This is a genomic window from Bartonella propinqua (assembly GCF_047263965.1).
Taxonomy (GTDB): Bacteria; Pseudomonadota; Alphaproteobacteria; order Rhizobiales; family Rhizobiaceae; genus Bartonella.
Genome location: NZ_JBLEBK010000013.1, coordinates 1 through 10,828 on the forward strand (window position 1 = coordinate 1; position 10,828 = coordinate 10,828).

Consider the following 10,828-nt stretch of genomic DNA (forward strand, 5'->3'; position numbering starts at 1 on the left):
TACTTTAAAGCACATTCGTGAAATGACCGCTCCGAGTTTTCCTCTGGTTTTGAAGGACGGCAGTAAGTTAACCAAACAGCAGGAAACGTTTGCTTTAGAGGCTTATGATCGGCTTCAAGAGCTGTTTGCGGTGAAAGCGGAAAAAGAGGACATTGCAAAGGCTATCCGCATGCTTTCGTGTGGTTTGAAAATAGCGTAAAATGCAGATCATGCGGGGATAGCGCTGACCTATGGAATGGTGCTTGAAACGGTTTCGGTATGGTCACTGATGCGAGCAGTTAAACGGATTTTGTGCGATGAGATAGAAGGTTTATCCGATACGTTTTTTCCAAGTACACGTGAGCTTGTGAGATTGTGTTGTGATATAGAGAATAGTCTTCTGACAAAAGCGAGGGTTGTTCGCAAGGCTGTTCTGAATACACGTGCAAAAAACAATGAGAAAAAAGAACACTTCCAATCCTTTACGCTTGTTCAGGATCAAGAGAAAAAAAGAGCAAATTAGTGCAAAGTAATAATTATTTATGAATTAGATACGCATTTAAAGGGTGATTAGAAAGTTTTTTTAGTGTAAAATTTACCGTTAGAAGTGAAATAGCTGTGTGGTGTTAAATTTAAAGCAAATAAATCCATCAATGTGAATTAAGGATTTAAGATACACAAATTTAAAACATTTGTTTTTAAAAAGTATGGGCAGCTAGTGTCAGTAAAAAATATTGCAGTGACTATTGAGCGTTCTCGTGTAATTTTGGAATAGCGAGATGCTTGAAGGCATTTACAAACATGAATATAGCATAAAGAATGAGGGCTGTCAGTTATGGATTTGCTTTGAAAGAGCGGAGTACGATACTAGAGCACAAGTGGAAGCACAACGTTGTGAAAGTGTATTGCCTAAAGTCATTCTTAACTATGAATTAATACAAATGAGATTAGCAAAAATCATTAAAAAATGAGTATGTTTACAATGAAGAAAACAAAAATTTTATTATATGGCTTCTGGTTTATGGTATTTATGAGTTTATTCTTTTTTAAATTAGAAAAGAATATCGACTTTATTCAAGGCATTTTAATATTCTCATCCATTGCTTTGGGAATGGTGACGACTGCTTTCGCAATTTTATGTAGCTCTAAACTTCCTTCAAAGTTACATTTTGATCCAGAATACCAATATAAATATACAACATCTTGGAATATCATAACATCTGGTCTGCGCTTATATATGCATCAGCTTGTTTCTTTAATTGTTTTGGCGCTTGTGACATTGGTCTTTCCATGCGGTTTGAAGACAGATATTTCTTTTTCTATTGTTTTAGGATACGATATCCCTTTTTCAATAAATGCTATTCTTTTTTATATCTCAAATACTCTTCTTTGGTATGTTTTGTTGCTTTTTGCTGCTTATATTATGAAACGCACATATCAATTAATAGATGATTTGGTTAATTTATTGCGGTCATGTGCGTTGAATTCTGCATAAAATTTTTCATTTGATTCACTAGTTTTGTTTTTACATCATCTTTATTGTACATACCGTTTTCGTCTTTGTTTATCTCGATACTCATTCTATATTGAAAAGTTTCAGTATTAAAAATTGCGTCAAAATTATTATATGTTTTGCCAACAAAACTTAATTTTTTAAAATTATGGTTGTGATCTTCTTGAGAAAGCAGCTTCTTTACGCGAGTCTTGGTGTTATTTTCTTCTTTAAGTGTGGCAGATAATGTAAAATTAAATTCGCTAATATCTTCAGAAAAAAATAAGCCAGTTTCATGTGCTGCTATCTTCTTTATTTCTTCAGATGAATTCTTTATTTCTTCAGACGAACTCATTGTAAAAAGATCTAATTGTTTTGATTGCTTGTATTCCATTTTTATTTCTTTGACTGAGCTAAGTCGTTCTTCGAGCACCTGTGCATTAGCAATGGCAGGTGCAATATGAATACTGGCTTGTAAATATTTTTTTAAAAGATCATTCAGTTTTCTACTTGAAGAAAAAAGAGTGGATGTTTGAGGGATTAGAACTCCAAAGTGTTGTATTTTTAGCTCAACAAATTTTTTAGGACGTGGATTGGAAGTTGCACTTAAATCGTTATCTTCAATGTCGATAACTTCAGGATTATAGGGATTGCTTTTTCCTGTTGAAGCACAGATTAAATAGTAAGTATTTGAGTTCACGAAAAGCTTTTCAGCTGTTAGGGTAATAACTTTATTATTGTCGGGTGTATTTTTGATGTCTAGCTTACCAAAAAAAGCATCAGCATCCTTCGTGTTAATGGGTTTTGAATTGACATATATATCATAAGAAAAGAGATCAATTGTGCTCATAAAATCAACGTAATTATAATGTTTATAGCTTCACCTAATGGATTCAGATACTATCTAAGTTGGTTTAGCTATTAAGGTCGGGGGTGTGCTGCCAAAGGTTTTGTATCTTGAGAATCAATTCCTGTATATCTTATTGAAATTTTTGATTAAGGAAAGAAATTTAATTGCGGAAGCACGACGAATTTCAGAGAGTCTTGCTGCGAAGATTACTTAACTTTTGTTATGCTTGCAAATAAGACAGTTTTTTTTGGTATTTTGTTGAGTTGATTTAGCGCTTGCGTTTAATAAGATAATCTCTTATTCTCTTTTACAAAAGAAATTCTGATAGAGTCAGGATATAATTAGTTTTGAAAAAGAATATACTACAAATGCGTATTATCTAAATAGACCAGAATGATTTCTTGTGCGCTCAAACCGTATTTCAGTATCACTAATTTTGTAAATCAGAATCCAATCTGGCTCAATATGTACATCTCGAAAGTTACACCAATTCCCTTTAAGAGGATGATTCTTAAACGGAATGGTGGAGGTTTCCTTAAATCCCCAAATCATGAAATAGATCGTTTATATCCTTTGCGACATATACATCTTCTCTGTTGTCGCTTTTTTTCAGTATCTCAATCGTTAATTTATTAGGATTTTTCATTATTTGGCGAAGCGTTACAAGTAGCTCACCTTGGTTGTGCCATCAGCTAGGATTGCATCAAGGGTAGCTGCTGCTGTTTCAGGATCATTCTGGAATATTTCAGCCATTGCGTCATCATGATTACGGTCTTTCATCTCTATGTTCCTCTTAACCTTAAAAATATCCTTGACTCTTCAAAGGATAGATAGGCAGTTCAAGCCGCATTCTTAATTGTAATAACGACCTGTTTACCAAGAACTGTTAGTGCTTGCTCTAATGTTTGAAGCTTAGTTGGGTAGTTTGGATCAAGAATGCGTCTTGCTTCTGTTTCTTTTTTACCGAGACGGTTAGCTAATTCTGTTTTTGTAATATTAGCTTCATTAAAGGCTTCTATTACTGCTAACTTAAAGGCATTCCAAGCATCTACCGTTACAGCTACCAGTTCGTCATACTGCTGTGGTTTAGGTAAAGACAGACCACGCATAGGATAGCTTCGTAATGCTAATCCTAAAGCTTCAGCAGCATTTTCTAATGCTTCAGTTCGATTTTCTCCAGCTGTTATTGCTTCTGGTACATCTGGAAAGGTTATTATAAAGCCGCCATCTGGATCAGCTTCAAGTTGTGCATAATATGTGTATTCCATTTACTTCTTTCCTTGTGTATCACTTTGATATGTTTGAAACGAAGAGCAGTAAAAGCAGTTAGGAGATTCACATTCCCAACTGTTTTTTTATTATTTTCACATAGATGGGAGTTAATTCACCAGATTTTATAACGGTTGTTTTATCTCCAAAAGTTATCAAATAATGTGACCCTTTATCTGCGTCAGGAGCTTCACTGTAATAAATGCCTCTTTTTCTGGCTTCTTTACGCAACTCTCTAAGTAGCGCTTCTCGTTTCATGTACATTCCCCATTACTATATAAAACTAATATCGCACAGAAAAGTTCGATAATCAATAATAATTCGCACAAAAAAGTTTGCTTGAGTTTTTATTTAGAGGATATTTATTGAATAGCGATAAGCTAAAAAAAGAATAATACACAGCAACTGTTGAAATGATAATTAATCATTTATTTTCAGTTTGTTATTTGTATATTTTATTTGAAAATATGAGCAGTGTTGTGGTATTATAATACAGTTATAAAGTTTGTTTTTTGTATGTGTATTCTGTTTAACACATACCAATTTTCTTCCCAAAAGGATATAAAATATGCTTAACAAAGTGACGTTAATCGGACGTCTTGGTGCTGATCCAGAAAGCAAAACAATGGATTCTGGAACAGAGGTAGTCAATTTAGGATGGCAACTTCCGATAGCTATAGAGATAAAAACACCAATCAGAAAGTAGAGAAAACAGAATGGCATTCCGTGGTGGTTTTTAATCCTCACGTTGCAAAAATTGCTCTGCAATATCTCAGAAAAGGGAGCAAGGTATATATTGAAGGGCGATTACAGACGCGTAAATGGCAAGATAAAAAAGGTATCGATCGTTACACTACAGAAATTGTTTTGCCACAGTTTAAAGGCGAATTGTATTTGTTGGATTCAAAAAAAGATAGCGATGCCTCTGATACTACTGTTTCACAGTCTACCAATGTAGTGCCGACACAAAATCATACAACCATATCTGCTTATAACGACATTCCATTTTGATTGAAAAAATATGGCAAAAAGAAAAAAACATAAAAAACGTGGACGCCCACGGATTGAAGGATGTATGAGAGAGAAAAACGGACGGATTTCACGTGCAAAAACACCACGTGAGCCTGTTAATCAATTGACTATAGAGATGCGTGCTAAGCACTTTGGCTTGACCATAGAAGAGGCAAAAAATCCACTTTCTAGCACTTATATCGGGCGACTTTGTTTGCTTGGATATAAACAGAATGCAGCAGGCATTAGTCAAGATCAGTATGATGTTGCACAACGGTACCTACAAATCAGAAATGATTATTTATGTGCAAAAGGTTTGCCGAGTGGCTATTATGATATTACTTTATCATCAGATGAAGAGGCGCGAAAACACTGGATTCAAAAAGCAACTGACCGTTATGCAGATATGAAAGAAGCTATCAAAGAAGCACAGAATTTGCATCATCACCATAATTTTTATGCAGCTTTGCAATATCTTGTTGTAGAAGATCAATCATTGCCACATCTTGTATATTCGTTACGTCTTATTCTGAATGCACTTCATAAATATTTTACGCAAAATCGTATTAATGTTTAAATTTCAAGCAGCATCTTGAATATTAATGGTAACTTCTTTTCCAAGAGCAATGAGAGTGGACTCTAAAGCATCTAATTTCGTTGCGTGGTTTAAATCCAATAGTCGATCAATTTGTATCGGATGAAGTTTTAAAAGACGCACAAGGTCAGCTTTGCGTAAGTTCTTTTCGATCATAGCATTATGTACTGCAATTTTGAAAGTTACTAATGAAGATACTTCAACAAAAGGATAAGCAATATCATGATTACCAAAAGGGATCATTTCACGGTCTTGGAAACGTCCCATAATAACTGTTAAAAGCGCGTTTTTAGCATTTTCTAAAGCTTCTTTTTCATTAGAGCCATAAGTAATGAATTCTTGAAAATTTTTAGAAATGACGAGAAGAGTATCATTGTCATCTTTAACAAATTTCATTGCATATTTCATTGGCACTTCCTTTCTATTAAGGTTGAGGTAAAGGGTTATTTCAAGTCAAGGTCTTTGAGTATTTTTTGAACTAATCCTGTACCTAGTTCTTTTCGTGCACCATGCATGGGTAAAACGGATTTTTTAGAGCCACGTTTTACAATTAAATGACCACCTTTACCTGCGGTGAAATCACAACCTTGTTTTAAAAGATATCGTTTTAATTCTTGACTATTCATTATGATAATGTAGCATCTAAAATGTTTCAATACAACAAAAATGTTGTTATTTATAAAATAACATGAAAGCTTTATAAGCAAAAATTGCACCAGTATTTCGCTGTGAAAAAATACAAACATTACGCGGTAAAAAAGCGCGTCCAGATTATTGATTTTTTATATATACATTAAAGATGCTTCGATACAAAGATCCAAAAACTCATTACAACGGTTGTGAATGCAAATGAGCCTGCAGAGAATTTAAGTCCACGACGCAAAAGGAAGCTAATAACAATAGACATTATACTGATTATTATGGATATTATTGTTATAGTAGAAAGTAATTCACTAAGAGGTGTACACTTTATAGACGTACTTATATCGCGATTATTAGGAGGAATAATATAGGCAGTATATTCTTTATTATTTAAATAACTACCCCTCTTGTTTTTGACGAGACATCTTATTTCATGGGGTCTATCAAAATAGACAAATGCTGTTTCATTTTTATTAGTACATAAAAACTCGCCCTTATCAGGAACTGGTATATATTTTTGACTATTTGCATGATTAAGGGGTAAAAGTGCACTAATTATTATTCCTAATAAAGCTAATTTTTTGAAAAATAGCGCCAACTTTCTCTCCTTTGAAAGACAATACTAACTTCCCCTCCCTATTTTTAGCTCATTTTTTATACCGTCGTATAATTGATTCGTTTATTTGATACAATTTGTGTTATTTTTTTAAATACACGAGATATAGGTAAAAAAATAAAAATTACACAAGATAATGATTTTTTATGTTGACATGGTATAAAAAATCGTATTTAATGACGTTGCTGTACTAAGTTGTATTGTATCCAAATTTCAGATTTTTCCCTTAAAAATTGGTAAAATATTAAGCCTTAAATGTGGCTAAAGAGCTTGGTTTTCCTAAGGAAACGGGCTCTTTCTTTTTTTCAAATAACAAAAATAAATAAATGACCAATTATGTCATTAAATAATCTCTTAAAAGGAATGACTATGAAAGCAGTAATCACTAAACCAATGTGTGTTTTGGGTGATAATAAAGACATCGTCCGTTTTGAACCTTCAACTCCAGATAATCCATTCGTTGAGACTTCTCATGCAGTGTACTCTCGTCTTAAACGTGCAAATGCTGTGAGGCTTTATCAAGAGCAGTTTGATGAGCAGAAAGAAGAGACAAAGATAGGTGAGCAAGAGAACACAGAGATTATTGCTTTCGATACAAATGCAGCAGAAAAGCTTGATAAGCAACAAGAGGATGTAGAAGTAAACGGGAAAGAAGAGAGAGAAACGATCGCTTCTGCAAAGCCTAAAGCAGTTAAAGCTTCTAAGCCATCAACAGATTCTACAAAGAAGGCTTAGCACTTGAAATTAACTATTCATCAAAAGTGGTATCTTCAGCAGGTTGAAAATACCTTCACCAATCTTAAAGCACCACGTCTTAATTGGGCACTTCGTAATGCTGTGAATACTGCAGCAAAGCAAGTTGAGCGTTTTACAGAACGGAAAGTTTCTGAAGTTGCATCAGCCAAAGTAAAACGCGTCAAGAGAGGGGTTTACATTAAATCAAAAGCAACAACGAATTTCCCTGAAGCGGATATTGTTGGTTCAGGAACACCATTGCCACTTAAATTTTTTAAGGCAAAAGAAACAAAACGCGGCGTGACTTACATGATGTTTGGAACGAAAAAAATTCTGCCTCATGGTTTTATTCAAGGTGGAAAATTTCCCCAGCGTGTTCATTTGAAGATGGGGGGTAACGTGTTCCAAAGAGTAAACGAAGACCAATTCCCCATTGCAAAACAAGAGGGGGTCTCCATTGCAGAGGTTATGTCTCAGTCAGAGATTGCAAGTTCTATTGCAGAATATGCCAATGAAAGATTAACCAAAAATATACAGATACAACTTGCTCGTCAGGAGTATGCTGCCAAGAACAAGGCTAAGGCATGTTCTTAAGCTATGTCTATATGCTGTACGTTGTGATTTTAATTTTTAAGGCAAGATTATCAATAATGTTTTGCGGTTTTAAGAAAAAAGGCAATGAAATCAATAAGAAAGGTACTTCCCAGCGGGTTAGGGAGTGTTGCGGGGCAGGCTAGCGCGAACTATCGCTAGCGACAGAATTTTAAAATTGACTGTACATTGTACGCATAAGTCATTGAAAACAATTAACTTTAATGTGAAGACTGTACAGTTTTAATGCACAGGCTGTACAGCAGAAATTATTTTAACGAAAAACGTTTTCACCTATTGACAATATGGCAATAAAATGTCTATTGTCGAATCAGGTGCCTAAGAAACACTTTAAAATACACAGCGGAAGATTACCGAAATAATCTTTTCTCGCAAATTGAAAAATTTTGACTCATTATATGCTTGTAGCATATAGTGGTTTGTCGGGTGTAGTTATGCCATAAAATACCCTTTATGGGGAAAGCATAACGGCGGACTGTGTACCGTGTTTCTTAGCACCCGACATCTTTTTAGATGTCATTAAGAAACGTCTAACTACACAGGAGTTTATCATGAATACCCTCATACCAATATCAAAACAAACGCTTGGACAGGAGACTGTTCAAACGGTAAACGCACGTAAGTTACATGCGTTTTTGGAAGTGAAAACTAATTTTAAAGATTGGATTATCAGACGCATTCAAGATTATAAGTTTCAAGAAGGATATGACTTTTGCTCATTTTTGAGCGAAAGTTCAGGAGGTCGTCCTTCTAAGGATTACGCTCTCACTTTAAGTATGGCAAAAGAGCTTGCTATGGTAGAGCGTAATGAGAAGGGTAGACAAGCACGACAGTATTTTATCGAATGTGAACGACGCGCAAAACAAATTGCTGCACCACAAATTGACTACTCGAATCCTAAAGTCGTGCTCGGTGTCTTAACGCATTTAAACAATGAAAACGAACGTAAAGACACGATCATTGCTCAATTAGAACCAAAGGCAAAAGTACTTGAAGGTTTAACACGTTCTGACGGTTTATTTGGTCTTACAGAAGCAGCAAAGGTATTAGAAATACGACCAAAAGACTTGATTGATTACTTACGTGGACATGACTGGGTTTATCGTCGTGCACCAAGTTCTCCATTGTTGCCTTATCAAGATAAGATCAAGAGAGGTCTGATGGATTGCCCAACCATCACAATTCAAAGACTCGATGGAACAGAGAAAGTTCTTCCTTCAACAAAGATCACCACAAAAGGCTTGGCATGCTTAAGAGAACAAATTCATGGGGGTGTGCAATGAATACTAGTATCGACTCTTTATATAATTTGTGGATGATGTTGTTTAAGCTGTGCAACCGTGATGGTATTGAAGATGAGGAATGTAGTACCTTGGTTAACACCATGAGCATAGTAGAAAAAGCTTTAGTTTTAAAGCTTGAGAAAGAAGCTCCACATATTGTTAAGATTTTAGCTACCCTTGCAGATTTTGGAGTTTCAGAATTTCCTCGAATTTTGAATCCTTTGTTGAGAGCTTATGATCCGAATTTAAAAAGCCTACTTAAAAAAGTGGCTTAGCATAAAAGAAACACGAAACATCTTCCCATCTTCGCAGGTGGGAAGGTGTGGTTAAGATGTACATTTAAATTTACCTATTTTAGCAAATTCTTCTGCTTTTTCTTTTTGCAAAATGTTTACATCGTAAGCAGCTTGCATGTTAAGCCAAAATTCAGCTGTGGTATCAAAAAAAGTAGGCTAATCTTAAAGCTGTATCAGGTGTTATGAGGCTATTTTCAGCAACAACACGTTCTATGCGCGTACGTGGAATATTCAACGCTTTTGCAAGAGCATAAGCAGAAAGGGCATATTCTTTTAAATATTCTTCTCGTAGAATTTCTCTAGGATGGATCGCTATATAATTTTTCATATTAAACTGTTACACATCAGTGCGATTTAGTCACTTTTTTGCTTTTGATTTAACAACCACTTGCTTTTTTTAGTGTTTCACTCATACGTGCACGCCAATCTTTTCCCAGTGCCTTAAAAGAAGCAATAACTTCGGGATCAAGGCGTAAGGTAATCGCTTGTTTGGGAGATTCAATCGGTGGACGTCCACGCTTACGGCGTTCTTCTTCTATATACTTGAAAAAGGAAGCAGGTAAAACTTCTTTCGCTGGTTTTAAGCGTGCAAGCTCTTCATCTGTGAGAGGTGGCGAGTTCACAGCTTCCCAGTCTTCTTTTGTGTAATCGTGTGCATCTTTAAAGGTTTTTTTGATAGTCATTGAAAACCTCTCTTTCTTTCTTATTTGCATGACGGAAACTGATAACGGATATTGCTTCAGTGCCAAGCTTTACAAAAATAACAACTGTTGTACCATCAGCAAAGCGTCCAATAGCTTTCATACGGTTTGAATGTGTTGCGTCAATAAAAGCATGCTCCCAGTCAAAATAAATAACATCTGCAAAATCAAGCTTATGTTTATCAATGTTCAAAGCTCTTTTTGGTTCATCCCACACTATCTTCATATATTTTATGTACACTAAAAATATGATGCTGTAAATAAATTAAAGTGTACGATAATTCCTATAAACTATTCAAACAGGCAAATATTCAATGAATAAAAAGGGACGTAAGGGGATATCGGTTCGTGCGTTTGCCAAAAAGATGGGTGTGTCTCCCAATGCTGTTGTCTCTCGATTTAAAACGGGCAAATTTGATGAGGCACTCTTTGCAGATGGTTCGGTCAATGAAACGGTTGCGAGAGCCATATGGAATAAGAACCCCACAAAGCGGTTACAATCTGCCAGTCAGCCCCATGCAAAAATTAAACAGAACTCCATGAATGGAGCCAATGAATACGAAATCAAACTCAAGAGAATGCAAGTTGCGCTTGAGAGCGAACAGATTGCGCTTGAACGCTTGCGTGAGACAACGGTTGATCGGGAAGAAGTGAAGAAAGCAGCGCATGATTTCGGAAAAGCACATCGTGATGCGATGTTGAATTTTCCCCATCGTTTCGGTGCCAGCATTGCTGCCCAGATTGGGT

At 35.4% G+C, this 10,828-nt stretch carries 18 protein-coding genes and 3 pseudogenes; 11 read left to right on the forward strand and 10 right to left on the reverse strand.

All coding sequences use genetic code 11. The features are described from left to right. The 4 genes and pseudogenes from ACMFKV_RS06655 to ACMFKV_RS06670 form a co-directional block, all read left to right on the forward strand. Nucleotides 1-199, forward strand: a pseudogene (locus ACMFKV_RS06655) (hypothetical protein); the annotation flags it as partial. Between the two features lie 36 nt (nt 200-235). After that, complete coding sequence (locus tag ACMFKV_RS06660) at nt 236-502, forward strand: hypothetical protein (protein WP_413154838.1); 267 nt, start codon at nt 236-238, stop codon at nt 500-502. Between the two features lie 256 nt (nt 503-758). After that, nucleotides 759-950: a hypothetical protein gene (locus tag ACMFKV_RS06665; protein WP_413154839.1), complete on the forward strand. Its 192-nt coding sequence runs from the start codon at nt 759-761 to the stop codon at nt 948-950. Between the two features lie 59 nt (nt 951-1,009). Further along, nucleotides 1,010-1,474, forward strand: a complete 465-nt coding sequence (locus ACMFKV_RS06670; protein ID WP_336288743.1) for a hypothetical protein — start codon at nt 1,010-1,012, stop codon at nt 1,472-1,474. On the opposite strand, the gene ACMFKV_RS06675 is transcribed toward ACMFKV_RS06670, so the two are convergent. From ACMFKV_RS06675 to ACMFKV_RS06690, 4 genes are all read right to left on the reverse strand, one after another. After that, nucleotides 1,437-2,321, reverse strand: a complete 885-nt coding sequence (locus ACMFKV_RS06675) for a hypothetical protein (protein ID WP_413154840.1) — start codon at nt 2,319-2,321, stop codon at nt 1,437-1,439. The genes ACMFKV_RS06670 and ACMFKV_RS06675 overlap by 38 nt on opposite strands. A gap of 375 nt (nt 2,322-2,696) precedes the next feature. Further along, a complete protein-coding gene (locus ACMFKV_RS06680) occupies nt 2,697-2,873 on the reverse strand; it encodes a type II toxin-antitoxin system YafQ family toxin (RefSeq protein WP_413154841.1) in 177 nt (58 codons plus the stop codon). A 287-nt stretch (nt 2,874-3,160) separates the two neighbouring features. Further along, complete coding sequence (locus tag ACMFKV_RS06685) at nt 3,161-3,589, reverse strand: type II toxin-antitoxin system HicB family antitoxin (RefSeq protein ID WP_413154842.1); 429 nt, start codon at nt 3,587-3,589, stop codon at nt 3,161-3,163. A gap of 67 nt (nt 3,590-3,656) precedes the next feature. Next, entirely contained in the window at nt 3,657-3,848 is a 192-nt protein-coding gene (locus tag ACMFKV_RS06690; RefSeq protein ID WP_413154843.1) for a hypothetical protein, read from the reverse strand. A gap of 310 nt (nt 3,849-4,158) precedes the next feature. On the opposite strand from ACMFKV_RS06690, the pseudogene ssb reads away from it, so the two are divergent. Together ssb and ACMFKV_RS06700 are read left to right on the forward strand one after the other, a co-directional pair. Then, nucleotides 4,159-4,601 (forward strand): annotated as a pseudogene (gene ssb, locus ACMFKV_RS06695) (single-stranded DNA-binding protein). Between the two features lie 10 nt (nt 4,602-4,611). Beyond that, nucleotides 4,612-5,178, forward strand: a complete 567-nt coding sequence (locus tag ACMFKV_RS06700; RefSeq protein ID WP_413154844.1) for a hypothetical protein — start codon at nt 4,612-4,614, stop codon at nt 5,176-5,178. A gap of 3 nt (nt 5,179-5,181) precedes the next feature. Here the strand turns inward: ACMFKV_RS06700 and ACMFKV_RS06705 are convergent, their stop codons facing one another. From ACMFKV_RS06705 to ACMFKV_RS06715, 3 genes are all read right to left on the reverse strand, one after another. Beyond that, nucleotides 5,182-5,604 carry a type II toxin-antitoxin system HicB family antitoxin gene (locus ACMFKV_RS06705; RefSeq protein ID WP_413154845.1) on the reverse strand — a complete coding sequence of 141 codons (423 nt, stop codon included), beginning with the start codon at nt 5,602-5,604 and terminating at the stop codon, nt 5,182-5,184. 35 nt (nt 5,605-5,639) lie between these two features. Continuing rightward, nucleotides 5,640-5,822, reverse strand: a complete 183-nt coding sequence (locus ACMFKV_RS06710) for a type II toxin-antitoxin system HicA family toxin (protein WP_413154847.1) — start codon at nt 5,820-5,822, stop codon at nt 5,640-5,642. Nucleotides 5,823-5,989: 167 nt separating this feature from the next. After that, a complete protein-coding gene (locus ACMFKV_RS06715; protein WP_413154848.1) occupies nt 5,990-6,436 on the reverse strand; it encodes a hypothetical protein in 447 nt (148 codons plus the stop codon). A 387-nt stretch (nt 6,437-6,823) separates the two neighbouring features. Between ACMFKV_RS06715 and ACMFKV_RS06720 the strand changes: the two genes are divergently transcribed. The 4 genes from ACMFKV_RS06720 (at nt 6,824) to ACMFKV_RS06735 (ending at nt 9,359) form a co-directional block, all read left to right on the forward strand. Then, nucleotides 6,824-7,189 carry a hypothetical protein gene (locus ACMFKV_RS06720; protein WP_413154849.1) on the forward strand — a complete coding sequence of 122 codons (366 nt, stop codon included), beginning with the start codon at nt 6,824-6,826 and terminating at the stop codon, nt 7,187-7,189. A gap of 3 nt (nt 7,190-7,192) precedes the next feature. Beyond that, nucleotides 7,193-7,783: a hypothetical protein gene (locus ACMFKV_RS06725; protein WP_413154850.1), complete on the forward strand. Its 591-nt coding sequence runs from the start codon at nt 7,193-7,195 to the stop codon at nt 7,781-7,783. Between the two features lie 569 nt (nt 7,784-8,352). Beyond that, on the forward strand, nt 8,353-9,084 hold the full coding sequence (locus tag ACMFKV_RS06730; protein ID WP_413154851.1) for an antA/AntB antirepressor family protein: 732 nt from the start codon (nt 8,353-8,355) through the stop codon (nt 9,082-9,084). Beyond that, the gene (locus ACMFKV_RS06735) at nt 9,081-9,359 is read left to right on the forward strand and encodes a hypothetical protein (protein WP_413154852.1); all 279 of its coding nucleotides are present in this window, start codon (nt 9,081-9,083) and stop codon (nt 9,357-9,359) included. The genes ACMFKV_RS06730 and ACMFKV_RS06735 overlap by 4 nt, the downstream gene beginning before the upstream one ends. Before the next feature lie 51 nt (nt 9,360-9,410). On the opposite strand, the pseudogene ACMFKV_RS06740 reads toward ACMFKV_RS06735, so the two are convergent. The 3 genes and pseudogenes from ACMFKV_RS06740 to ACMFKV_RS06750 form a co-directional block, all read right to left on the reverse strand. Then, a pseudogene (locus ACMFKV_RS06740) lies at nt 9,411-9,708 on the reverse strand (HigA family addiction module antitoxin). Between the two features lie 49 nt (nt 9,709-9,757). After that, a complete protein-coding gene (locus tag ACMFKV_RS06745; protein ID WP_413154853.1) occupies nt 9,758-10,063 on the reverse strand; it encodes a BrnA antitoxin family protein in 306 nt (101 codons plus the stop codon). After that, the gene (locus ACMFKV_RS06750; RefSeq protein WP_332060816.1) at nt 10,041-10,307 is read right to left on the reverse strand and encodes a BrnT family toxin; all 267 of its coding nucleotides are present in this window, start codon (nt 10,305-10,307) and stop codon (nt 10,041-10,043) included. Before ACMFKV_RS06750 ends, ACMFKV_RS06745 begins: the two co-directional genes overlap by 23 nt. 88 nt (nt 10,308-10,395) lie before the next feature. Between ACMFKV_RS06750 and ACMFKV_RS06755 the strand changes: the two genes are divergently transcribed. Beyond that, on the forward strand, nt 10,396-10,828 hold a 433-nt coding region (locus ACMFKV_RS06755), incomplete at its 3' end, for a hypothetical protein (protein WP_413154854.1).